22 protein-coding genes are annotated in these 22,317 nt (G+C 61.5%); 16 read left to right on the plus strand and 6 right to left on the minus strand.

The genetic code is table 11. The features are described 5' to 3' along the window. Positions 1-15: 15 nt before the first annotated feature. From AB2B41_RS01085 to AB2B41_RS01095, 3 genes are all read right to left on the minus strand, one after another. Positions 16-1,920, minus strand: coding sequence for a vWA domain-containing protein (locus AB2B41_RS01085; RefSeq protein WP_367875883.1), 1,905 nt, complete (start codon positions 1,918-1,920; stop codon positions 16-18). After that, positions 1,917-2,459: an RNA polymerase sigma factor gene (locus AB2B41_RS01090; protein ID WP_420014276.1), complete on the minus strand. Its 543-nt coding sequence runs from the start codon at positions 2,457-2,459 to the stop codon at positions 1,917-1,919. The genes AB2B41_RS01085 and AB2B41_RS01090 overlap by 4 nt, the downstream gene beginning before the upstream one ends. A gap of 178 nt (positions 2,460-2,637) precedes the next feature. After that, positions 2,638-2,859 carry a hypothetical protein gene (locus AB2B41_RS01095; RefSeq protein ID WP_367875885.1) on the minus strand — a complete coding sequence of 74 codons (222 nt, stop codon included), beginning with the start codon at positions 2,857-2,859 and terminating at the stop codon, positions 2,638-2,640. Positions 2,860-2,897: 38 nt separating this feature from the next. Between AB2B41_RS01095 and AB2B41_RS01100 the strand changes: the two genes are divergently transcribed. Further along, a complete protein-coding gene (locus tag AB2B41_RS01100) occupies positions 2,898-3,488 on the plus strand; it encodes a hypothetical protein (protein WP_367875886.1) in 591 nt (196 codons plus the stop codon). Between the two features lie 119 nt (positions 3,489-3,607). On the opposite strand, the gene AB2B41_RS01105 is transcribed toward AB2B41_RS01100, so the two are convergent. Beyond that, complete coding sequence (locus AB2B41_RS01105; protein WP_367875887.1) at positions 3,608-5,083, minus strand: NAD-dependent succinate-semialdehyde dehydrogenase; 1,476 nt, start codon at positions 5,081-5,083, stop codon at positions 3,608-3,610. Between the two features lie 156 nt (positions 5,084-5,239). Here AB2B41_RS01105 and AB2B41_RS01110 point away from each other — a divergent pair, with 156 nt between their 5' ends. From AB2B41_RS01110 to AB2B41_RS01155, 10 genes are all read left to right on the plus strand, one after another. Next, complete coding sequence (locus tag AB2B41_RS01110; protein ID WP_367875888.1) at positions 5,240-6,445, plus strand: MFS transporter; 1,206 nt, start codon at positions 5,240-5,242, stop codon at positions 6,443-6,445. A 118-nt stretch (positions 6,446-6,563) separates the two neighbouring features. Further along, a complete protein-coding gene (locus AB2B41_RS01115) occupies positions 6,564-7,640 on the plus strand; it encodes a coiled-coil domain-containing protein (protein ID WP_367875889.1) in 1,077 nt (358 codons plus the stop codon). Next, on the plus strand, positions 7,641-7,892 hold the full coding sequence (locus AB2B41_RS01120) for a hypothetical protein (protein ID WP_367875891.1): 252 nt from the start codon (positions 7,641-7,643) through the stop codon (positions 7,890-7,892). Positions 7,893-7,952: 60 nt separating this feature from the next. Further along, a complete protein-coding gene (locus AB2B41_RS01125; RefSeq protein WP_367875892.1) occupies positions 7,953-9,077 on the plus strand; it encodes a hypothetical protein in 1,125 nt (374 codons plus the stop codon). A 67-nt stretch (positions 9,078-9,144) separates the two neighbouring features. After that, a complete protein-coding gene (locus AB2B41_RS01130; protein ID WP_367875893.1) occupies positions 9,145-11,079 on the plus strand; it encodes an AAA family ATPase in 1,935 nt (644 codons plus the stop codon). A gap of 26 nt (positions 11,080-11,105) precedes the next feature. Then, the gene (locus AB2B41_RS01135; RefSeq protein WP_367875895.1) at positions 11,106-11,657 is read left to right on the plus strand and encodes a hypothetical protein; all 552 of its coding nucleotides are present in this window, start codon (positions 11,106-11,108) and stop codon (positions 11,655-11,657) included. Position 11,658: 1 nt separating this feature from the next. Continuing rightward, the gene (locus AB2B41_RS01140; RefSeq protein WP_367875896.1) at positions 11,659-13,005 is read left to right on the plus strand and encodes a DUF6638 family protein; all 1,347 of its coding nucleotides are present in this window, start codon (positions 11,659-11,661) and stop codon (positions 13,003-13,005) included. Continuing rightward, positions 13,006-13,272 (plus strand): hypothetical protein, encoded by a 267-nt coding sequence (locus AB2B41_RS01145; RefSeq protein ID WP_367875897.1) that lies wholly within the window; start codon positions 13,006-13,008, stop codon positions 13,270-13,272. 9 nt (positions 13,273-13,281) lie between these two features. Further along, a complete protein-coding gene (locus tag AB2B41_RS01150; protein ID WP_367875898.1) occupies positions 13,282-13,914 on the plus strand; it encodes a DUF1523 family protein in 633 nt (210 codons plus the stop codon). Between the two features lie 178 nt (positions 13,915-14,092). Beyond that, complete coding sequence (locus tag AB2B41_RS01155) at positions 14,093-14,581, plus strand: PAAR-like domain-containing protein (RefSeq protein WP_367875899.1); 489 nt, start codon at positions 14,093-14,095, stop codon at positions 14,579-14,581. 47 nt (positions 14,582-14,628) lie between these two features. Here AB2B41_RS01155 and AB2B41_RS01160 read toward each other — a convergent pair whose 3' ends face one another. After that, positions 14,629-16,206 (minus strand): DUF5928 domain-containing protein, encoded by a 1,578-nt coding sequence (locus tag AB2B41_RS01160; protein ID WP_367875901.1) that lies wholly within the window; start codon positions 16,204-16,206, stop codon positions 14,629-14,631. Between the two features lie 139 nt (positions 16,207-16,345). Between AB2B41_RS01160 and AB2B41_RS01165 the strand changes: the two genes are divergently transcribed. After that, a complete protein-coding gene (locus AB2B41_RS01165; protein ID WP_367875902.1) occupies positions 16,346-17,164 on the plus strand; it encodes a sulfotransferase family protein in 819 nt (272 codons plus the stop codon). Between the two features lie 5 nt (positions 17,165-17,169). On the opposite strand, the gene AB2B41_RS01170 is transcribed toward AB2B41_RS01165, so the two are convergent. Then, positions 17,170-18,849, minus strand: a complete 1,680-nt coding sequence (locus AB2B41_RS01170; RefSeq protein ID WP_367875903.1) for a hypothetical protein — start codon at positions 18,847-18,849, stop codon at positions 17,170-17,172. Positions 18,850-18,990: 141 nt separating this feature from the next. Between AB2B41_RS01170 and smpB the strand changes: the two genes are divergently transcribed. The 4 genes from smpB to AB2B41_RS01190 all read left to right on the plus strand — a co-directional run bounded on the left by smpB (position 18,991) and on the right by AB2B41_RS01190 (position 22,239). Beyond that, on the plus strand, positions 18,991-19,479 hold the full coding sequence (gene smpB / locus AB2B41_RS01175; RefSeq protein ID WP_367875904.1) for an SsrA-binding protein SmpB: 489 nt from the start codon (positions 18,991-18,993) through the stop codon (positions 19,477-19,479). Next, a complete protein-coding gene (locus AB2B41_RS01180) occupies positions 19,472-20,119 on the plus strand; it encodes a glutathione S-transferase family protein (RefSeq protein ID WP_367875905.1) in 648 nt (215 codons plus the stop codon). The genes smpB and AB2B41_RS01180 overlap by 8 nt, the downstream gene beginning before the upstream one ends. A gap of 81 nt (positions 20,120-20,200) precedes the next feature. Next, positions 20,201-21,055, plus strand: a complete 855-nt coding sequence (sseA, locus tag AB2B41_RS01185) for a 3-mercaptopyruvate sulfurtransferase (RefSeq protein ID WP_367875906.1) — start codon at positions 20,201-20,203, stop codon at positions 21,053-21,055. Beyond that, the gene (locus AB2B41_RS01190) at positions 21,055-22,239 is read left to right on the plus strand and encodes an amino acid aminotransferase (RefSeq protein WP_367875907.1); all 1,185 of its coding nucleotides are present in this window, start codon (positions 21,055-21,057) and stop codon (positions 22,237-22,239) included. Before sseA ends, AB2B41_RS01190 begins: the two co-directional genes overlap by 1 nt. Positions 22,240-22,317 lie beyond the last annotated feature (78 nt).

Consider the following 22,317-nt stretch of genomic DNA (forward strand, 5'->3'; position numbering starts at 1 on the left):
GCCCGCCTTTCGCCGTCATTGTGCCGAGAGGCTTTCGGCGAGGCGCATGAGCTGGATCGCCTCGGCACGGTAGCCGAAGGGGTCGTCGCCCTTGGTGGCGTTGGCCAGCGCGATGGCGTCGGCGAAGGACCAGTCGCCGGTGTAGGTGCCGCCGCGCAGGACTTGGCCGAAGCCCGCGACGGCCGTGGCGAAGGAGGCGTCGCCAGTGATGTCGGCACTTATGGGCTGTTCGAGGAGCGTGCTTTCGTCGGCCCCTGGTGCCTTGGTGCGGATGCGCAGGAAGGCGAGTTCGTCGCTGTCACCCGTCGCTGGCGCTGTGGCGTAGCGGAGCGTGTCGTTGAGGATCGCGGGGGAGCCTACCGGCGTGACCTCGTAGATCGCGGTGACCTGATGGCCCGCGCCGATGTCGCCTGCATCGACGGCGTCGTTGTTGAAATCCTCGCGACGGAGCGCGCGGGTTTCGTAGCCTATCAGGCGGTATTCGGCGACCTGCGCGGGGTTGAATTCGACCTGTATCTTGGCGTCGTCCGCGATGGGGAAGAGGGCGCCGGTCAGCTGGTCGACAAGGACCTTCTGCGCTTCGGAGAGCGTGTCGATATAGGCCGCCGTGCCGTTTCCGTTCTGGGCCAGTGCCTGCATCGTCGCGTCGTCGAGATTGCCGCGGCCGAAGCCGAGGACACTCAGGTACGTGCCGCTTTCGCGCTTGTCGGCGATGTAGTCCTTGAGCGCCTCGGGGTCGGAGAGGCCGACGTTGAAATCGCCGTCGGTGGCGAGGATCACGCGGCTGACCTCGCCCTCCTGCGCCATTGCGGCGGCGGTGGCGTAGGCTTGTTGCAGGCCGGCCTGTCCGGCGGTGGAGTCGCCCGCGGCGAGGTTTTCCAACGCGTTCAGGATGGTGCTGCGTTCGCTCGCGGATGTGGGTGCCAGGACCTGACCGGCAGAGCCTGCGTAAGTGACGATGGCGACCTGATCCTCGGGGCGCAATTGGCCGAGCATGAGGCGGAAGCTTTGCTTCAGCAGTGGCAGTTTGCGGGGGTCTTCCATCGACCCGGAGGTGTCGATGAGGAAGACGAGGTTCAGCGGCGGGCGGTCAGCGGGGTCGAGCGTCGCGCCCTGGATGCCGATTTGCAGAAGGCGCGTGCCGGGGTTCCACGGGGTCTGGGAGAGGCTGACGGTCGGGCGGAAGGCGGCATCCCCTTCGGGGGCGGGGTAGTCGTAGGTGAAATAGTTGATCATTTCCTCGACGCGTACGGCGTCGCGGGGCGGAAGCTGGCCGTTGGTGAGCGAATTGCGCACAACAGCATAGGAGGCGGTGTCGACGTCGATGGAGAAGGTGGAGAGCGGGTTCTCGATGGTGACTTGCACGGGGTTGGTGTCGCCGTTGGCGAAGGCCTCGGTGTCGCTTTCGGGTTGGATCATCGGGGGTTCGGCGACGATGAAGCTGGTGGCGGGATCGCTTGCCATGCTGCGCCCGGCCATGGGGGCGGTGATGGTCATGGTTTCTTCGGCGATCTGCGGTTCGGCCATGGGCATGGCCTGATCGGCCAGGACGGGGGCGGGGGAGACCTTTTGCAGTTGGGTTGCGGCCTGCTCGCGCTCGACGGCGGGGGTGAAGGGGAAGTCGGGGGCCTGCGGCATGAGGCGCTCGCCCAGCGGCGAGAGCATCACGAGGCCCACGGCGACGACAGCGGTGGTGGCGGTCAGCGCCGCGCGGGAGGTGAGGGTGTTCAGCATGATCTTGACTCCTGTCCAAAGGCCCGAAGAGGGGCGATCGGAAGTAGGACGCGCGCCGGAACGCGATCCTTGGAGGTCGGCGAAATTTTTTTGGGCCAGCGCGATGTTTTCCGCCCGCCTGCCTGGATCAGGGCGCGGCGTGGCGGCGTTCATCGCCTGTTTCAGATCGTCGAGGTCGTCGGTCATGACGTCTCCTCCTGTTGCCGCAGGGCGGCGAGGTGTTTCTTGGCCTCCGAGATGCGCCAGCTGACGGTGCCTTCGGAGATGCCGAGGATGTCGGCGGCGTCGCTGTGGGTCACGTCGTCGAGCACCAGCGCCAGCGTGTCGCGGAGCGGCTCTGGCAGGGCGCGCATGGCCTGCGTGAGCCAGTCGAGGGCGGCATCGGTTTCGGCGTTCGCGGCGCGGCGGTTCTGTTCCCAGTCGCCCCAGCCGTCGGCGGCGCGGGCGTGCGTAGCCGCGCGGCGGCGGCGGTCGTGGGCGGCGTTGACGCAAAGCCGGTAGGCCCAGGTGGTAAAGCGCGCCTCGCCCCTGTAGCTGCGCAGCTTGGCGGGAAGGGCGGCGCAGATGTCCTGTGTGAGGTCCTCTGCCTCGGCCTGTGAGCCGGTGAGGCGGAAGCAGAGGCGGTAGAGACGGTCATACTGACGCTCAATCAGCGTGGCAAAGGCGGTTGCATCGCCCCCTGCTGCCGCAAGCGCCAGCGTGTCGTCATCGGTTTCCATCAGCATCACATGAGTATGACGCGCGGCAAGGGTCAATCCTTGGCGGGCGCACCAGATTTTTTCGTGGCATCGGAATGATGCGGGGACGCGCGAATCTTTGCCTCTCGAAAGCCGGCCAATTGGCGGGATTCGGCGGATCACGACACGGACAGGGTGAACAATGGCCCCGTTCACCAGCGATTGATCATGGTTCCTTGACAGAAAGGCAAAGTCGGCCCGCAAGGCTCTGGCCGGGATCTTTTCGAACGATCAGATTTCGGAAAGTGTAGAAGCCTAAATGAAACAGTAAGTTAGCATTTTTCGGCACAAGCGCGCTGCCCCATGATTGCAACAACTTTGCCTCAATTCCGCCATTTTGCCATCGAGTCAGCACCGGAACGAGGTAGGTTGGTCCCGTGCCGGACATCTGTCCGCCTTCTGGAATCGTCGAAAGCGGGTTTCGCTATGAATAGTCTTAAGTTTCTGAGTGCGCTGGCAATGGTGTCCATATTGGTCCTTGGCCTGTCCGGTCCTGTCGTCGCGGGTGGTGGCAACTACGGCGGCGACACATCGAAAGATGACGGTGGTAAGGATCAGGGCGACAAAGGGACAGACAAGGGCGATCAGGACACCGATACCGATACGGATACAGACACGGATACCGATACAGACACGGACACGGACACCGATACGGATACCGATCCAAGCACCGATCCGGGCACGGATACAGACACCGATACCGATACCTCAACCGGGACGCCCGGTGGCGGCAGAGCAGGTGAGAAGTACGGCTACTCTCCGCTGAAGGGCAAATGTCAGCGGCCCAATGCCGGACTGCTGAGCGCGGAGGGCACCCACGTCGGCAATATCCAGAGAATCAAGTGCCTCAAGAACAACGAGGTGCGGTACACCGTACACCTCGTGCATCCGTTCAACTCGGAAGCGCGGCGTGTGACATTCAAGACGCAGGGACGTCCCAGAGAGGGGACCACGGTTCGGTTGCAGCTAACCGACAGGCAGATCAAGAAATTGATCTGGATGAACGCCCGTCACTGATCCACCCGGGTTTCGGGAGTAGCCCGGAAGAGTTTCGGAGAAGGGCGTCCGGCGGCGGGGGGCTGCCGCCGGAGCAATGCAGCGGGGTCGGCACGGGGGCGTGCCGGCCCCATTTTTTGTTACACGCTCATGCAGACGTATTTCATTTCGAGGTAATCCTCGATCCCGTGGTGGCTGCCTTCGCGGCCAAGGCCGGACTGCTTGACGCCGCCGAAGGGGGCGACCTCGGTCGAGATGATGCCGGTGTTCACGCCGACGATGCCGTATTCCAGCGCCTCGGCCACCTTGTACACGCGCGACAGGTCCTTGGCGTAGAAGTAGGACGCAAGGCCGAAGATCGTGTCGTTGGCCATCTCGATCACCTGATCGACATCCTCGAACTTGAAGAGCGGGGCCATGGGGCCAAATGTTTCGTCCGTGGCGACCTGCATGTCCTGGGTACAGCCGGTGACGATGGTCGGGGGCAGGAAGTAGCCGGGCCCCTGGATCGGGTCGCCGCCGCCGAGGATCACCTTGGCACCCTTCGCCTTGGCATCGGCCACGTGCTCCTGCACCTTGGTGATGGCGTCGGCGTTAATGAGCGGGCCAAGGTCGGTGCCTGATTCGAGACCGTCGCCGATCTTCATCTTTTCCACCCGCGCCTTCAGTTTCTCGGCGAAGGCGTCATAGACACCCGCCTGCACGTAGATGCGGTTGGCGCAGACGCAGGTCTGGCCGTTGTTGCGGAACTTGCACAGGATCGCCCCTTCGACCGCCGCGTCGAGGTCGGCGTCGTCGAAGACGATGAAGGGCGCGTTGCCGCCCAGCTCCATGGAGCATTTCATGACCTGATCGGCGGCCTGCTTGAGCAGGATGCGGCCCACCTCGGTCGAGCCGGTGAAGGTGAGCTTGCGCACCGCCGGGTTCTCGCAGAATTCCTTGCCGACAGCCGAGGAGGACTTGGACGGCAGCACGTTGAAGACGCCTGCCGGGATGCCCGCGCGTTCGGCCAGAACGCCCATGACGATGGCGGAAAGCGGGGTTTCAGCGGCGGGGCGGGCGACGAAAGAGCAACCTGCGGCGAGCGCGGGCGCGGCCTTGCGGGTGATCATCGCGTTGGGGAAGTTCCAAGGCGTGATGGAGGCGGCGACGCCGATGGGTTGTTTCAGCACCATGATGCGCTTGTCGCGCTGGTGGCCGGGGATCATCTCGCCGTAGATGCGCTTGGCCTCTTCGCCAAAGAATTCGATGAAACCGGCGCCATAGGCGATTTCGCCCTTGGCCTCGGCCAGCGGTTTGCCCTGTTCGGCGGTCAGGATCGCGCCAAGGTCATCCTGGTTCTGCATCATCAGGTCGAACCACTTGCGCAGCACGGCAGCGCGTTCCTTGCCGGTCCAGCTAGCCCATTCCTTCTGCGCTTTCTCCGCGTGGCCGATGGCCTTTGCCACTTGCGCGCGGGAGAGGTTGGCGACCTTGGCCACCACGTCGCCGCGTGCGGGGTTGATCACATCGAAGGTGCCGTCGTCGCCATCGACCCATTCGCCGTTGATGTAGGCGCGGGTTTCCAGCAGGCTGGGGTCCTTTAGGATGGATTTCAGATCGGTAGCGTCGGCCATGGGTGAGTCCTTTCGCGTTTCGTTTGTGGCTTCCAAATCAATAAAGGCTATGTTTGTCCAGTTCCCTTCGCTCGATTGAGCGGGATGCAGGCGGGATTTGATCAAATTGCGGGGCGCAATGCAAACATGACGGGTGCCGGGGTTCAGGGGACAGGATTGGCGCGCAATCTTGCGCTTTACCCGTGGTTCAAGTTCGCGCAGTCGCTGCTGTTCTGGCAGGCGGTGTGGTTTCTCTATTTCCAGCAGACGATATCGCCCGCGGCGGCCATCGCGATGTACGCGGTCTATGACATCTCGGTCACCGTGCTGGAGGTGCCGCTGGGGGTGCTGTCGGACCGGATCGGACGGCGCAAGACGTTGATCCTGTCGGGTTTGGCCGGGACTTTGGGATCGGTACTCTTGGCGCTGGGGGACAGCCTTGCCGTTTTTGCTCTGGGGCAGTTCTGCATCGGGGCGGGGGCGGCCTTTGCCTCGGGCACCGACAGCGCGATGCTGTTTGAATCGCTGGCTGGCGAGGGGCGCGAGGACGACGTGGAGGCTGAAGAGACCCGGGCGCTGCAGTATTCGCTTTGGGGGTTCGCGGTCTCGGCGGCAATTGGAGGCGCGATGGCGCTGTGGTCCTTCCCGTCGACCTTCTGGGCGGCCGCAGCGGCGATGGTCATCTCGGCGCTGATCGCTTTGCGCATGGTCGAGCCACCGCGCCATATGGAGACCGGCACACCCGCCGCGTTCTGGGCGGCGCTGCGCGCGGCGTTGGCGCGGCCGGTGCTGCGCTGGATCTTTTTGCTGGCGGTGGTGATGTACGGGTTCAGCCATCTGCCTTTCGTGTTCGGTCAGCCCTTCATTGCGGCGGCATTGCAGGACGTGGGGCTGAGCGGTGAGGCACCTTTGGTCAGCGGGAGCGTCTCGGCGGTGATGATGGGACTGTCGGTGGTCGCCTCGCTTTTCGCGCTGCGGCTGCGGGGCAAGATCGGGCTGACGGCGATGCTGCTTCTGGCCTTCGGGATGCAGATTGCCCTGATCGCGGTGCTGGCGGTGACGGACAGCTGGCTCGCCATCGCAGTGCTGTTCCTGCGCATCGTGCCGGACGCGCTGTCGCGGCCCTTCCAGATGGGGCGCATCCAGCCGCTGCTGCGCGACGAGGTGCGGGCGACCTACGTGTCGATGCAGAGTCTTGCCGGGAAGCTCGCGTTCTCCGTCTCGCTGCTGTTCGCGGCAGGGTCGGCCTCGGACGTGGCCGAGATGCCCCATGGGGATATCCAGATGATCCTGGGCTGGTACGTTGGGGCGGGGGCGCTGATCTGGGCAGGGCTGGCGCTGACGGCAAAGCGCGCGGGTGTGGAGCCTGTCCGCAAGGGCTGAGCCCGCAGTTTTCCTTTTCAACGCACCGGGGTTTTGTCACACTTGGAATAGCAGGGGATGTAAACAGTCGTAACATTCCCTATATTGAGTTTAACGCATTGAAAAACAGGGAATGGCGATGGCGAACTTGGATGCACAGGTACGGGAATCTCAGGAACAGGTTGCGGCGGCGCAGAGCAAGATCGCGGAACTGACCAGCCGGATCGAGACAGCGCGCGCCAAGCTGAAGGCGGGCGACGATGTCGAGATCGACATCGAGAATGCCACGCTTGAGGACGTGCACGCCCATACCGAGGTGATGAACGCCAATATCGCCGAGCTGATCATAGGGCTGGACGATGTGACGGCCGGGTTCAGCCGCGATTTCGACGAGATGCGCAACAAGACCGGATGGGAGAGTTTCGTCGGTGTCTTTTCCCGCGCGAAGTCGGATTCGATGCGGCAGGAGCGGGTGCGCAGCGCGTCGATTGACGACAAGTTGCAGGATCTGATCGCGAAGTCCGACACCATTGTGAGCCTGCTGGAAGGGCAGTTGACCATGCTCGAAGAGCAGAAGGCAAAGGTGGAGGGCAACCTGAGCGAGACGCTGGACGAGCGGGAAATGACTATTTCCGAGCTGGAAACAATCCGCGCGGACATTCAGGGCATGGACCCGGAGATCATCAAGCTTGAGAACGCGATTGCGTCGGAGACCGATGCAGCCAAGCGGACCAAGCTGGAGACGCAACTGGCCGAGGCCAACACCCGCTACAACGCGCTGGTGCAGGAGGAGCAGGTGAAGCTTGCGAAATCCCAGACGCTGGAACGGTATATCGAGAAGGGCAAGACCTGGATCGATTCATTGCAGAACCAGGCGGCGACGCAGATGGTCCTGATCAACAAGCTTCAAACTGACACCAAGCAGCGGGTTGTCCTCTATGACGCGCTGACTGAGTCATTGAAGACCGCGCAGCAGCAGGACGTCGCACACCGGATCAACGAGATCGGAGTGAAGACGGATCAGGAGGCGCAGTCGGCCATGGCGGGGATCGGTGCTGCCACGAACACGCGCATGGCGGAGATGATGGAGAAACACGAGGATCACATGGTCTTTGCGCGCGAGGTTCTGGAGGCGAAAGCCAAGGCAGACGAGCGGTTCGCGCGCAGGTTCCAGAAGATCGTCGAGAAACACGACAGCAATGCTTATGGAGCTTAGATGCGACTTCTTGAGACACGTTACGCGCCCTTGATGACTTCCCTGTGGATGATCGGCCTGCCGCTGGTGTTGGCCTTTTTCGCGGGGGCCGGTGCGGGGACCGCGCTTGACACGATTGCCGGATATGCCGGTGCGATTTTCGATATTTTCGGCGGGGCGAGCCTGATCCTCGGGGCGGCACTGCTGGTCTGGACTGTTTGGTCTGCCTGGCGGGCGGGCGAGATGTCGTCCCAGAATGAAGTGAATGGCTGACCACGGCTCATCGTGCCCCGGCCATGCGCCGGGGCCTCTTCGCCCCTTTAACGGGGGCTTATGACCGATCTGACCCGCGACCATGTCGGCCTGTCCGACACCTACGCCTCGCGGCGGTATTTCCGCAAATTCGAAGGCATCATGCGGCATATGCTGGACGTGGCGGGCGTGCTGCGGGCGGAGGGCCGGCTCAATGATGACGAGGTCGAAATCCTCACCCGCTATGCCGTCAAGCTGACGCATACCTTCCGGGCGCTGGGCTTCAAGTATCTGCTGGCGGGGCGCGAGACGGGGCGGTTTTTCGGCTCGCTCACCATGGACTCCCGCGACAGTGGGTTCCCAGTGGCCGAGGAAATCATGAAGATGGCCAATGACGCGCAGCAGGCGGCATCGCATCTTGACGGGATGGTCAGCGTCGAGGGGCTGAAAGACCAGATGGTGCAGACCATCCTGGGCGACCGGCAAATCCCGACGAAGCTGCAGTTCTCGCTGTCGCAGCGGCTTTACTACGAGGAGCTGGCGAAGGGCGATCTCTTTTGGGTACAGAACGATCCGCAATCGCAGTGGCTGGGCAATGTCGAGGACCGGCGGCGGCAGTTCCGGCTGCATTGGGCGACCTATGACAGCCAGGTGAACCTGCCGGTGATCTACCTTATGGAACTGGAGGACACCGGAAAGATCGGGCTGCCCAAGGACCAGCGGCGCTGGCCCGAGGTACAGGCACATCTGGCCGCGCAGGCCTTGGGCGGATTGAAACTGCTGACCATCGCCAAGGGGTTCGACGAGGATTTCGACGATCTGCATCCCAAGCGTTTGCGGCGGTTTCATCTGGGGCCGATGTATTCCGACGCCTACACCCGGCAGGCGGGGCCGCTGCGCGAGGTGCTGGCGGAGGCGAAGGCGCCGGAGGGTCAGGACTGGGCCTTGGTCTGGACCGAGGAGGAATTGCTGAGTGACCGCGTGATCGAGCAGAAGGCGGGGTGGTTTTCCACCGTCGAGCGGCAGGTCTTTGCGCTTGATCCCTTCGCGCAGGCGCGGGGGGAGGACCTGGGGGCGACGCGGCAGGAGCGGTCGATCATCCTGCCGGCGCGGGTGTTCCAGGTGCTTGAAGAGAAGAAACCGGCGGGCTTTGCCGGGGTGCGCAAGTTCGTGGTGAGCGCCGGGGGGCGGGTGTTGCAATATTGAGGATCGCTTCACGATCCTCAGCCTCCGGCGGGGACTTTATTCAGCCAGAAAGAGATTGGGGAGTGCGATGAGCCAGACGTCTGACGCGATGGAGTTGCGGGAAGAGGATATTGCGGCCCATGTGGCGGTGGCTCAGGCGCTTCTGGAGGGGTTCGATCATGCGCCCCGAATCGGGACGGCGCGGGGGGAGGGTGACGCGGTTGAGCGGTCCTTGGGGATCGGGACGCGGCGGCGGTTTCGCTCGACCACGCCGGGGCTGGTCACCCAGCGGCGGGTGGCGGCGGGGGCGGTTTCACTGATCGGCCGGGTCGAAGGCGCGGATGACGATGCCTTGATGACCCCTTTGCAGTCGACCGTGCTGCACGCCTTGCGGCGGGGAATCGCGATTGCGCTGGCGGTGGCGGAGAACGTGGCCGAGACCTCGGGACTTGGCGATCTGAAGCGGGCGAACCTGGAAGGGTCGCTGCCTGCCGCGCGCAAGGCGGAGTTCGGGGAGTTGCTGGCGGCGGAAGCCGTAGTGACGCTTTACGTGTTTGGGAATGCAACGGCCTATCTCTTGTCGCCGCATCTGCCGGAGGCGGCGGTCGAGGTGGGGGACGTGGAGGAAGTGCTCGTGGATAACGGGCAGACGGCCTTGCATGGGGTTCTTTGGGAGTTAGATCAGGATATCTCCGTTCACGGGACGGATGATGCGAAGCTGGTGGCGACGGTTTCGGCCTTTGCGGAGGCCCTGATGGAGAAGGTGGCGCTGCGGGCGCAGACGATGCCGCGGCTGGAGGGGTTCAAGGCGGCGAGTTGGCGGGTGGAGGCGGATGATTTCACGGTGCGGGGGTTCACGCCGGCGTCGAAGGCGAAGTCGACCACGCTGACCATGACCTTCAAGAAGCCCAACGAGGTGGTGGGGAACCATATCGCGAAGTACCAGGCGCTGAAGCTCAGCAAGATGCTGATGTGTTATGACTTCGAGCGGCGGCTGAACCCTTTTGTCGATCTGGGCGGGTTCATCTTTACCTTCATGGGGGATGGCAAGCCGGGGACGGGGAAGACGACGCTTATCCAGATGATGGCGGGGTTGATCAACGAGTACTGCCAGAACGCGGGCTATCCGTTCCGGTATCAGAACCTCTCGACCGACAATATCGACAGCTATCAGGGCAAGTCAGGGCAGAATGCGAAGGCGTTTGTTAACAATATCATCGACCCTTCGGTGATCGGGTTCGGGACGATTGACGACATTGATCAGCTCGCGGGCAAGCGGGGGGACCGGCAGTCTTCGGCGGGGCAGTTGGAGATTACCGCCGTGCTGATGGAGAGCTTTGCAGGGGCCAATACGTTGGTGCGGGGGAATTGCACCTTTGGCATGTTCTCGAATTATCCGGAGAACGTGGACGATGCCCTGCGGCAGCGGGCGGGGGCGCGGTTCCTCGTGGACGGGCCGCAGACGCGGGAGGATTACGTCGATATCCTCTGGCTGCTGATGGGGAAGAACCACGATATTCCGCTGGGGGATCACAACGTGTTCGAGGCGCAGGAGATCAAGCGGGCGGTGGCGGCGTCGTTTGAATCGCATTCGAAGCCGCATGAGGAAGGGTTGTTGAAGGTGTTCGAGGCGGTGCGGGAGCGCGTGGGGGAGCTTGATACGATCAACAAGCTGGGGACGTACCTGAAGGGCATTCAGGAGGCGGATGAGCGGTTCACGGGGCGGGCGATCAAGAACATCACGGACGCGGTGAAGGTGCGGGCGATGGATTTCGAACTGCCGGATGAGTGGATGGAGGAGCCGGAGCGGTTCCTGTTCAAGGGGTACGAGGAGAAGAAAGCGATGATCGCGGAGATGCGCCAGCCGATCACGGTGGAGATGGTGGTGCAGGAGATCAACCGCTACGCGGATTCGGAGTTCCGCTATGCGGACAAGTCGGATGAGGTGGCGATTGAGAACGCGGTCCGGGAGATGTCGCGGATGGAAGAGGCTAAGAAGCGGTTTTTGGGGGGTGAGCGGTGAGTTTGGACCAGATGTTCAGAGGTATAATGCTTCTAATCCTGGTGGTTTTGATTGTCTGGGCGGCCATGAGTTTTGCGGCCCCTGGGGTTCTGGAAAATCCCAATGCCTTTCTGAAGCGCTACAACGCAATATTTTTATCTCTAGGGACGATATTCGTAGTCAGTGTGATTGCGATCTACACGACTTACCTTGCAGGGTGGTACGCTGAACGTAGAGATAGAGTTAATCGAAGCATTTCCGCCCAGCTGAAGTTGGCGGAATTTCGGCAAATCTGGATATCAGAGATGCGAAATGATATCTCTGAACTGCTTCGTCTGTCATATTCTCCTGAGAGTGCGCAGGATGTGGCAAAAGCCTATGGGCTCTCGATGAAGATTGAAATGCGGTTGAACCCTGCTGAGCCATTGGCGATGGCCGTTTCGGAATCTCTTTTGCAAGTTTCTGAAACCTCTGGCAATGACGCCAAGCACCATCTAGCCCTATCGAACTTAACCGTCGCCAGCCGGAAGTATCTGAAAGCGGAATGGAAAAGGCTAAAAGAGGACATTGCCTCTGCCCAGATCTTGGGGTCAGAATGAAATGAACCGCCTCATCCGCCACGGCCTCATGTTCGGCAACCTCTTCCACGTTGCCTCCCCCGCGCTCATCGACCGTTACAACCGGGCGCTCGAACATCTCACCGGCAAGACCACAGGTCTCACCGATTTCCACATAGACATCTCCGGCTATTCTCCCGAGGTGGGGGATGAGCTGCTAGACCACCTCTACCTCAACCACGCGGGCGTGAACCGGCAGTTTATCCTGCTCTCGGTCGAGCAGCGGCACTGCCCGCTCCTCAACACCAAGTTCTCCACCTCGCGCGGCATCCTGCGGCAGTTCATTGATGCCAATGAGGCGCAGCTTTTTGCGTTGACGGCTCGGGATGCGGTGGCGGGGGAGTTGGTGAACTCGGTCTATGACGTCTCCACGCCGCAAAGGCTGTTCGATATCCGGCGGGTCGAGGTGGAGGCGGATACCGTGGGCGGCACGGTGCGCGACGCCGAGAAGCTGGGAGAGATGGTCGAGCGGTTCAAGACGGAGCCGGACGGGTGGTACGACGATGTGCTGATCGCGCAGATGATCGAGCTGGCGGGCAGGACCGGGGACGTGGTGCGCAATCCGGTGAGGCTCAAGCAGATGGGGTTCGACCAGCGGAATTACTGGACGGCGCATTTCGGGGGGCTGTACCTGTTTCAGGACGTGCAGCATCCGGCGGTGATCGCACCTGCGGGGGCGGGGCATCTGGGGGAATTGCCGATCAAGTATGTCTTTGACGGCAGCCAGCGAAACCAGATCGCGAAGTTCTTTGAATACAACGACCTGACCGAGACCATCGTCGAGGGGCGCCGCGACCATGCGGCGGCGATCCTGCGGCAGAAGATGGATTTCATCCTTGTCGATGCGGTGGCGGATCGGGGTGTGGACCTGACGGGGGTGACACGCGCGGACATGCGCAGGCTGGCGCGGCAGTATCACGACATGCTGCCGGAGGAGTTTCATGCTCTGGCCGCCCTGGTGCGCTGGGCCGAGAACGGGGGAAGCTGGCCGCGGATATCCTCGGACCATCCGGCGTATTTCTACACGCTGCGCGCGGCGGATACCAAGGACGCGGAATTGGTCAACATGCTGCTGGCCGAGCTTGCGCCCAAGGACGCGCGGCAGATGTTCATCTGCCACAAAGAGCTGTTTTATCGCACCTATGCGGGCTGGCCGGAGCAAAAGAAGGCTTTCGTTGTGGATTTCCTCGTGGCCGAGTATCAGGTGGACAAGGCGGGTGCGCGCGAGACGCTGTTCGGCCATGACGCGCCGATGGAAGAGCCAAGGCCGGAGCCGGTGCCCGACATGATCGCCCGCGTGGGCCCCTGGGGCGCGGTGAGAGGGAGATAGATGCTGGGATTTGTCCGACTGATCGTGATGCTTTTCGTCGCGCTGACGGTGATCTACGTCAGCCTGTCGTTCTATTCACGCGCGGTCAGGCGGTCGAAGCTGAGGAAGAAATGGCACGAGGGTAAGCAGCTGGTGGACCGGGACACCTTTGTGCAGCGGGGGCTTGAGCGCTACGATGGGTCGATCAGGCGCAAGCTGATCCTGTTGGTCTATGTCGTACCGCTGGTGGTGATCGGGGTGATCATCTATCTGACCAATCACTACTGAGGGGTTGAGATGTTTCGGATAATCAAATGGACCTTCTGGATCACTTTCTGGCTGATCCTTGCGGCGTTCCTGCATTACACGCTGCCGCAGAAGGACGTGGTGCGCATCGTCAACACCTATGAGGAACGGCAGGACCTTGGCGACTGGACACGCATCTTCTGGTCCGATCCGGACGATCAGTCGGTGACGCTGTCGAACCGGGACGTGCAGTTCATCCAGGCGGTGCGGCCGGACGGGTCTCCGATTGTCTACCGCAACGAGGATACCGGCTGGGGCTGGCCGCCCTATTTCAAGCTGGATACCGCGAACCTTTACACCGAGGCCAATGACGCGATTTCGACCAAGGCCGCGCCGGAGTGGTACATCGTCAAGCATTACGGCTGGCGGAACTTCTATTTCTCGATCTTTCCCAACGCGATTTCCATCACACCGGTCGAGGGGCCGGATGCCTCAAAGGGCATACCGGTCCTGAACATCTTCATCCTGCTGCTGATCGCGGCGTTCTTCTGGGCGATCTACGTGCGCTGGCGGCGGTTCCGGCAGTCACGGATTGATCCGACGCTGGAGGCGATCGAGGATGACTTCGAGGAAAAGCGCGGTGCGTTCCGGCGGTGGCTGGGGACGTGGACGGGGAAGCACTAGAAGAAGTGCTGTAGGAGCCCTGCTGCGTCGCAAGACATCTCTTGATTGTGGCAGCGTACCGATGCACCAATCAGGGCTGGTTGTCGGGATCATCCAAGGGTAGCGAAAAGCCTGAAACCGTCTTCCCCGCAGTCTGGTTTTGTGGACCGGAAGGTCCCTGAGTGGTACTCTTCAAACCATGTTCCCGGCGTCATCAAACAAGAAGAAAAGCGGTGTCTCAATCACCTTTCCGGACGTGTGCAAGACACCGGCGCCACCTGCGCCCTTCGTTCCGATCCCCTATCCGAACATCGAGATAGCGTCGTCGAAGATGAAGGTCTCGTCGGTCAAAGTGAGGAATTTCGGAAAGAACTTCGAGAAATCCAAGGGCAATGATGCGGGCACGCTGAAGGGGATCATGGCGTCGGTGAACAAGATCGCCTCGATCTTTGCCAAGCATTCCAGCACGGTCAAGGCCACTGGCAAGCAGGTGACGAAACCGATGATGCCGAACAAGGCGGTGAAGGTTTTTCAGCAGGCGCAGAAGCAGCAGAAGACCTTCGAGAAGCAGCTCAAGAAGGAATGCGATAATCTGCTGAAGGCCTGCAAGGGGAACAAGGATCAGGAGAAGATCGCGAAATCGCTGGTGGCCATGGTGGGAAGTGCTGCGCGCGGGCATCCGATCTGAGCCGTTCCTGTGAGCCAGCTTGACCCTCGGTCACAACTTCCGCGATGTCAGTCGGCAAACAGATATTCCGTCGCCGAGACCTCCAGCGCCTTTTCCGGCGGGATAGAGAGAAACTCCGACAACGCGCTGGCATTGCTATCCGGACCGGCGATCTCGCGCATCCGGGTGAGGTTCTCGAACTGGGCATCTCGGATGCGGTCGCTTTCGTGGACCATGTCGTTGCGGATCGTGGGCAGAAGGCGCTCAAGCGTCTCTGTCGAGGTCTGGTCGCCCGCAAGGCCGACGCGCATGGCGTGGCCAATCAGGTATTCATCGCTGAACTGGCATTCGATCTCGAGTATCCGGGTGACCGAGCGGTCCGAGGCGAAATCGTTCAACAGCTCGATGTTCGCAGGGTCCATGCAGACGATCAGCTTATCCGTTTCAAAGTAGTCGAATAGCATCCGCATGAGGGCGCGACGATGGCGGTGGCGTTTCTCGAGCGTTTTCTGGATGCCACCCAGATCGGGCAGTGGCGTGTCCTCTTCGTTGAAGAGATATTCGATGGCCGGCACATTGGTCAGTTGCCGGATGCGCTCGAGCACGCGCTTGGCGACGTGCCATTTCTTGCAGACCACGATCAGCATCTCTCGCTCGCGACCGAGAGTGGATTCCGTTTCCCAGAAACGGGTGGCGAACCGCCGTCCGATGCGGCCCCGCCCCGACAGGAACTGGAACAGGCTGCGCCCCTCGTTGCTGATCTGGAACTTCACACCTTCGGCGAGGTAGAGCAGGCCGAGGCGGCGCTTGAGGTCCTGCGCCTCCGGGCTGATCTTGCGCGCAAAGAGGTAGTCCTGGCTCAGCAACAGATCGTAGTGGTCGTTGTAGAAGGTCACCGGCATCCCGTAGTCGGTGAACATCAGGAAGGTCAGCGTGCGCGAGCGGATTTCCTCCTTGGGCACCAGATGGCGGACAAGGGTCTGAAAAAAGGTTTCGTCGGGAATCCAGGTGGTGCGAAAAAAGCGCACCACGTCTCTACGCTTGCGGATAAAGTCCAGAAGTGCCTCGATCGTGTGACGGCGCAGGCACCACCACTGCGATCCGATCATGATCTGCAGGTCTTCGGGGATTTCCCGCTTGAGGCCAAGGCGCTTCTGCACTTCGAAGAGGAAATAGAACAGCTTCTTGCGCTCGCGCTCGTTCACGAAGTGGCGGTAGATCAGCCGCTCTTCCTTCCAGCCGGTCTTGATCCAGTCGCTCTCGAAGTAGTCGAAGCTTTCGATGAAATCGGCGTCGTTTTCATCGAGGAACTTGTGGGCATATTCGGCGGATTTGATCGCCATGCAGTCGCCCGAGAGCATGTAGAAATGGGTGGCCCTGGGAAAGGCATCGACGGCAGCCTGCATGGCATTGATCGTGGCCTGGACAAGCGACCATTCTCCCCAGCCGCATTTTACCCGCTTCTTGGGGAAGGTGACATTGGGATTGTCCTTGAGCGCCTCGGTGATCTGGCTGAAGTGCACGGGGCTGGCCGAGGCGTCGAAGTGGATCGACATGTAGTCGCCCACTGCCGTCAGACGCTGCGCCTGTCTTATGACAGCGTCAGGGTCCTTGTGACAGAGCAGGATATAGGCGATTTTTGCCATTCAGACGGGTACTGCACGACTTGTTATGGTTGTTTACGTTGATAATGATGAAGACAGATTGAATAAACACCATTAATTTGCTTTTTTGAGGCAAGGCAGAACTGTTGCGAAAAACAGTCAGACGAGCAGAGGACACAGGATGGGTTTCCCCGGAACCTGGATGACCGAGAGCGAGAGCGTCGTTTACCGCGTTGTCCCCAAGTGCGCCTGCTCGACCATTGGGCAGATCATGTTCTATTCGGATCATGGCTCTTTCTTTGACGGCGATATCCACGACGCGCAGTCAGGCATGCACAAGTGGGCGCTGGAGCATTCGCAGGCCCCGATCACCGCGAATGTGATCAACCATTCCTCCTATGCCTTCACCTGCGTGCGCAATCCCTACACGCGCATCCTGTCGTCGTTCTTCGACAAGATCTGCGGCATCCAGCGCAACGGCAAGCGGTACCGGGGCAACCTCGTGCCGCTCCTGATCCAGAAATACGGGATCGAGGTGGGTGGCGAGGACGGCAAGCAGGAGTTCGACCAGATCCAGAGCTTCCGGCGCTTCCTGCTTTTCGCCCGCGATACCATACGCTGGCGCCGCCCGATGGACCCGGATATCCACTGGTCCGCCATGTCGGGCCACGTGAGCACCTTCATCGTGAACGGCGGGACCTATGACAAGATCATCTGGACCGAGAAGTTCAACGAGGGCATGCAGGAGGTCCTGAGCGCGATCAAGACGCCCAAGAAGGTTAAGCTGAAGGACGTGCCGCGCTTCAACGAAAGCGAGGGCCACGGGCCCAAGCGCGCCCATCCGGTGGAGGACTACTTCGACGACCTGTCGATGCATCTGGTCCGCGAGATCTACAAGCGGGACTTTGAGCTGTTCAAGTACGACTTCGACAATCCGGGCAACAAGATGCCGATAGGAGAGATCGACCTCGACGAGGTGCACGCGAAGCTGGGGGATTGAGAAGTCTACTGCCGGGACTGATTGGTCGCAGTAGAGAAATCGGTCAGATCATACCAAAGCTCTTCCGGCGATGCAGACAGGATCCCCTGACAGTCCGGGGCACCGTTCGCGCGATCCAGCAGCCTCTGTTGCCGCTCAGCCGGGCCAAGCACACTTTCGCGGCATCTGGTGTCAGAGGCAGGGTAGCTTTCGCAAAGATGCTTCTTGAGCGCGCGGGCACGCAGATAAGGACAAAGCACCTTTTGCGAGATGTCGGTGTTGCGGTAGAAGCTTTTCCAGTTTGGGATCCGATCCAGCTCGTCCTTCGGCATGGCTTCGACTTGTTCGATCATTCGAAAGTTAGATTCAATTTCGCCAATCAAGCCTTCCAACTGGGCAAGGGGATCGTTTGAAAAGATCACGGCGTTCTGGCGCGCGGCCTGACCATCGAAAAGGGAATGGGGCAGATTTCTGCGGGCGACCGAATTTGCATATTCACGCCAATATTCCGCGTGATAGGGCGATGCCGTAAGCCTCTGAAGGTTGAGGAAGTGTCGCTGGTCCGCCGCAGCCTTGTTCCGCGCACGCTTTTCATCTGCCGACAGGTCCGTGGCAACGGGCCGATAGGTGACGTTGCCGTCTTTGCCGAGGAACATCTCCATCTCTTGGGCGTGGGCCACACCGTCAACCAGATCGATCAGGCCGATATTGAGCGGATCTTTTTCCAAATAGTCCTCGGCGACCGCCAGTCTTTCCTGGCGAAACACATCCACGAAGTGAACGGAGTTATTGCCACCCAGGTGTCGGCCATGCGCATGTCTGACCTTGTGCTGAAACGTGTCAGCAATCTGAGCGAGATAGACCAGCTCAAACTGATCGACGGGGTGGGTCAGCAAGATGCGCTCGGCCCAGTCGATCTGTTCTGGCGTCCATCCGGTGAAATTCGTCCAGGTGACGAAATGTGCCACGCGTGTCACGGTCAGTTCGGGATCGCTTTCGTCCCATAGATGTTTGTAGGCGTAATCAAGCATTTCCGGATGCCCATACCAAAGCGCGAGGGTCATCAGGCAGCGATGCCGGATCAGTCCAAAATCAACCGGCGGAAAATCCTCGGCCACCGACATACAGAAGTTTTTCTGCACTTCTGCGGAGGTGACGTGCAACTCGTGCAGAGCTCTCAGAATGGACCCCCAGTTTGGATCGCGCTCCAGCGCAAGATCCATCACTTCGAGCGGCGTCTGTGAATCTATGTGAAGACCATGACCGCGGATCATCGCATCCTCGACCGGCACAAGGTCGGGTGCTGTCTTCCACGCCGCGCGGATTAATTCGTTCATATCGACCTGCATCGAACGGACGACTTCCCGTGAGTATTCGTTGTCGGCGAGGGCGATCTGCAATGATCCGTTGTATAGGCTCCAGGCTCTTGCGATCTGCGCCTGAGGGTTTGACCTGTCGCTCTCGAACCAGGACTTCACGAAGTCTGCCATCTTTGGCGCGCTTCGTGACAGCGCGATGTACAACGCCCTGATGTCATCCGCAGACCGGTCCCCATCGAGATATTCCGACTGGGCCGTGTCCAGCCCCTGCTCCAGCAGTGCAAAATCCTCATCAGCGACGGCGGCGTGAAGATCGTCGATGGAAAAGGAGAGAGCGGGTGTTGCAAACGTCAGGCCAAGCGCCAGAACCGTAGAAATCAAACGCATGGGTGCCTCCGCGTGTTTCGCACAACCTGAAGTCGATATGCGGCGTTATTGGGACGGCGGAGTGACTTTGTCTGGAGGTCCCCCGTCGGCGCGCCGCTTCCAGCCTTGCGCCAAGGCAACCTGCCCTCTACATCCCTCCTCATGGCACAGGTCAAATCATCCACGAAATCCGATCCGAACTACAAGGTCATCGCCGAGAACCGCCGCGCGCGGTTCGATTACGCGATTGAAGAGGACGTGGAATGCGGCATCGTTCTGGAAGGGTCCGAGGTGAAGTCGCTGCGCGAGGGCGGGGCGAACATCGCGGAGAGTTATGCGGCGGTCGAGGACGGGGAACTATGGCTCGTGAACTCCTACATAGCGCCCTACAAGCAGGCCAAGACATTTACCCACGAGGAACGGCGGCGGCGCAAGTTGCTGGTCAGCCGCAAGCAGCTTTCCGACATGTGGAACGCGACCCAGCGCAAGGGCATGACGCTGGTGCCGCTGGTGATGTATTTCAACCATCGCGGCATGGCCAAGATCAAGATCGGCATCGCGAAGGGCAAGAAGGCCCATGACAAGCGCGAGGCCACGGCCAAGCGTGACTGGTCACGGCAGAAGCAGCGTTTGCTGAAGGACCATGGCTGAGGCGCTGCGCCTCATCGGTTTCGAACATTCGGTCTATACCTGGATCGTGCGGCTGGCGCTGCGCGAGATGGGGCTTTCGGCGGAGTACGTCGAGGCGGACCCCTTCGCCGATCCGCCTGATCCGGTACTGGCCCGCTACACGCCCCTGAACCGCGTGCCGGTGCTGGAGCACGGTCGGTTCCGGCTGACCGAGACGGCGGCGATCCTGCGGTATCTCGATGCGATCAGCGGCGGGCCATCCTTGCAGCTAGACGACCCTAAGGCGCAGGCGCAGATGCTGCAGGTGATCGGGCTGGCGGATGCGGATGTCTATCCGGTCATGGTGCGGCAGGTGTTCTCGCCGGGGTATTATCAGCCGGTCGTGCTGGGCGGCAGCGCCGATCCGGCGCGGGTTGCGGAGGGTCTGCGGCGCGCTGGCCCTGTGCTGTCGGTGCTTGAGCAGATCGCGGGCGAGGGGCGGCAACTGGCAGGCGGTGCGCTGTCGTTGGCCGATCTGCATCTTGCGCCGATGTTCTCCTATTTCACCCGCCTGCCCGAGGGCGATACCGCGTTGCGGTCCTATTCGGCGCTGCACGACTGGTGGGCATGGATATCGGCGCGCGAAACCCTGCGGCAGACCGATCCTCTGGCGGGTTTCTAGCGGCCTCGGGGGCTGCCTGCCCTTGCCAGCATGTTCCTGCGGGGATAGGCACGATTAACCTCTGTCGAAAGGATTCCCCGCATGGCTGACGATCCCAAAACGCTCGTGTCCACGGAATGGCTGGCCAAACACATCAAGGACCCGGACCTGCGGCTGCTGGATGGTTCCTGGTACCTGCCAGACGCGGGACGGGACCCAAAGGCGGAATACGACGCGGCCCATATCCCCGGCGCGCGGTTCTTCGATATCGACGATATTTCCGACGCGCGGTCGGACCTGCCGCATATGGCCCCGCCGGTCGAGAAGTTCATGTCGCGCCTGCGCGCCATGGGCGTGGGCGACGGGCACCAAGTGGTGGTTTATGACGGCGCAGGTTTGCAATCGGCGGCGCGTGTCTGGTGGCTCTTCAAGCTGATGGGTCAAGACAATGTCGCAGTGCTGGACGGTGGCCTGCCCAAGTGGGTGGCCGAAGGCGGCGAGACAGAGGACATGCCGCCCATCCCCCGCGACCGGCACATGACGGTGCGGTTGCAGAACCAGTTGGTGCGGGACGTGACACAGGTGGCCCATGCCTCGAAACTGGGCGATCCCCAGATCGTAGATGCGCGTTCCGCCGCGCGGTTCCGGGGCGAGGCGCCCGAGCCGCGCGAGGGGCTGCGCTCGGGCCATATCCCCGGCTCGCGCAACGTGCCCTTCAACACGCTTCTGAACGACGACCAGACGATGAAGTCGCCCGAGGAATGCCGCAAGGTTTTCGAGGCGGCGGGGATTGACCTTGCGAAACCGGTGATCACCACCTGCGGCTCCGGCGTGACGGCGGCGATCCTCGCGCTCGCGCTCGAGCGGATGGGCCACACCGACTGGTCGCTTTACGATGGTTCCTGGGCCGAGTGGGGCGCCTTCCCCACGGTGCCCGTGGCAACGGGAGATGCCTGATGTTTGAAACGCTGAAAGAACAGCCTGCGGACAAGATCCTCATGCTGATGCAGATGTACCGCGAGGACCCGCGCGACACCAAGATCGACCTGGGCGTCGGGGTCTACAAGGATGCGACGGGGCTGACGCCCGTGATGCGCGCCGTCAAGGCCGCCGAGCAGCGGATCTGGGAGGCGCAGGATACCAAGGTCTATACCGGCCTCGCGGGCGATCCGGCTTTCGCCAACGCGATGATCGATCTGGTGTTGGGCGATGCGGTGCCGCGCAACACGGTTGCGGCGGCGGCGACGCCGGGGGGCACCGGGGCGGTGCGTCAGGCCTTCGAGATGATCCAGATGGCCAAGCCCGATGCGCGTGTCTTTGTCTCCGATCCCACCTGGCCGAACCACCTGTCGATCCTGAAGTACCTCGGGATGGAGGTCGTCCCCTATCGCTATTTCGACAACGAGACACGCGGCGTGGACTTCGACGGCATGATGGCGAATCTCAAACAGGCCCATGCGGGCGACGTGATCCTGCTGCACGGCTGCTGTCACAACCCGACGGGCGCGAACCTCAACAGCGCCGAATGGGACGCGGTGATCAAGCTGCTGCAAGAGACCGGTGCCGCCCCGATGATCGACATCGCCTATCAGGGCTTTGGCGACGGGCTGGACGCGGACGCGGCCGCCACGCGCAAGATCGCGGCGGCGGTCCCGGAATGCCTGATCGCGGCGAGTTGCTCCAAGAACTTCGGCATCTACCGCGAGCGCACCGGGCTGCTGATGGCAATCGCCTCTGACCCCGCGCGGCACGATCTGAACCAAAGCACGCTGGCGTTTCTCAACCGCCAGAACTACAGCTTCCCGCCCGACCACGGCGCGCGGATCGTCACGACGATCCTGAACGACGAAGGCCTCAAGGCCGACTGGATGGCCGAGCTGGAGGAAGTGCGCAACACCATGCTCGGCCTGCGCCAGCAACTGGCAGACGAATTGCAGCGGCTCTCGGGCTCTGACCGCTTCGGCTTTCTCGCCCAGCATCGCGGCATGTTCTCACGCCTCGGCACGACGCCAGAGAAGGTGGAGCAGTTGCGCCGCGAGCACGGCATTTACATGATCGGGGACAGCCGGATGAACATCGCGGGTCTGAACGAGCTGACGGTGCCCATCCTGGCCAAGGCGATCATCGACGTGGGTGTATGACCCACCCGTCGCGCATTTGAGTTGTAGGGGAAAGATGAAGTGCTGCGTCCCGCTTCATCTTTCAAGATACAACTCAAT

It is taken from the genome of Sulfitobacter sediminis (assembly GCF_040811725.1).
In the GTDB taxonomy this organism is placed as follows: domain Bacteria; phylum Pseudomonadota; class Alphaproteobacteria; order Rhodobacterales; family Rhodobacteraceae; genus Sulfitobacter; species Sulfitobacter sediminis.

Excerpts from the sequence above, each read along its gene's own strand:
- AB2B41_RS01085 (WP_367875883.1), bottom strand. The coding sequence starts at position 1,920 with ATGACCGACGACCTCGACGATCTGAAACAGGCGATGAACGCCGCCACG.
- AB2B41_RS01090 (WP_420014276.1), bottom strand. The coding sequence starts at position 2,459 with ATGCTGATGGAAACCGATGACGACACGCTGGCGCTTGCGGCAGCAGGG.
- AB2B41_RS01095 (WP_367875885.1), bottom strand. The coding sequence starts at position 2,859 with ATGTCCGGCACGGGACCAACCTACCTCGTTCCGGTGCTGACTCGATGG.
- AB2B41_RS01100 (WP_367875886.1), top strand. The coding sequence starts at position 2,898 with ATGAATAGTCTTAAGTTTCTGAGTGCGCTGGCAATGGTGTCCATATTG.
- AB2B41_RS01105 (WP_367875887.1), bottom strand. The coding sequence starts at position 5,083 with ATGGCCGACGCTACCGATCTGAAATCCATCCTAAAGGACCCCAGCCTG.
- AB2B41_RS01115 (WP_367875889.1), top strand. The coding sequence starts at position 6,564 with ATGGCGAACTTGGATGCACAGGTACGGGAATCTCAGGAACAGGTTGCG.
- AB2B41_RS01120 (WP_367875891.1), top strand. The coding sequence starts at position 7,641 with ATGCGACTTCTTGAGACACGTTACGCGCCCTTGATGACTTCCCTGTGG.
- AB2B41_RS01125 (WP_367875892.1), top strand. The coding sequence starts at position 7,953 with ATGACCGATCTGACCCGCGACCATGTCGGCCTGTCCGACACCTACGCC.
- AB2B41_RS01130 (WP_367875893.1), top strand. The coding sequence starts at position 9,145 with ATGAGCCAGACGTCTGACGCGATGGAGTTGCGGGAAGAGGATATTGCG.
- AB2B41_RS01135 (WP_367875895.1), top strand. The coding sequence starts at position 11,106 with ATGCTTCTAATCCTGGTGGTTTTGATTGTCTGGGCGGCCATGAGTTTT.
- AB2B41_RS01140 (WP_367875896.1), top strand. The coding sequence starts at position 11,659 with ATGAACCGCCTCATCCGCCACGGCCTCATGTTCGGCAACCTCTTCCAC.
- AB2B41_RS01145 (WP_367875897.1), top strand. The coding sequence starts at position 13,006 with ATGCTGGGATTTGTCCGACTGATCGTGATGCTTTTCGTCGCGCTGACG.
- AB2B41_RS01150 (WP_367875898.1), top strand. The coding sequence starts at position 13,282 with ATGTTTCGGATAATCAAATGGACCTTCTGGATCACTTTCTGGCTGATC.
- AB2B41_RS01155 (WP_367875899.1), top strand. The coding sequence starts at position 14,093 with ATGTTCCCGGCGTCATCAAACAAGAAGAAAAGCGGTGTCTCAATCACC.
- AB2B41_RS01160 (WP_367875901.1), bottom strand. The coding sequence starts at position 16,206 with ATGGCAAAAATCGCCTATATCCTGCTCTGTCACAAGGACCCTGACGCT.
- AB2B41_RS01165 (WP_367875902.1), top strand. The coding sequence starts at position 16,346 with ATGGGTTTCCCCGGAACCTGGATGACCGAGAGCGAGAGCGTCGTTTAC.
- AB2B41_RS01170 (WP_367875903.1), bottom strand. The coding sequence starts at position 18,849 with ATGCGTTTGATTTCTACGGTTCTGGCGCTTGGCCTGACGTTTGCAACA.
- smpB (WP_367875904.1), top strand. The coding sequence starts at position 18,991 with ATGGCACAGGTCAAATCATCCACGAAATCCGATCCGAACTACAAGGTC.
- AB2B41_RS01180 (WP_367875905.1), top strand. The coding sequence starts at position 19,472 with ATGGCTGAGGCGCTGCGCCTCATCGGTTTCGAACATTCGGTCTATACC.
- sseA (WP_367875906.1), top strand. The coding sequence starts at position 20,201 with ATGGCTGACGATCCCAAAACGCTCGTGTCCACGGAATGGCTGGCCAAA.
- AB2B41_RS01190 (WP_367875907.1), top strand. The coding sequence starts at position 21,055 with ATGTTTGAAACGCTGAAAGAACAGCCTGCGGACAAGATCCTCATGCTG.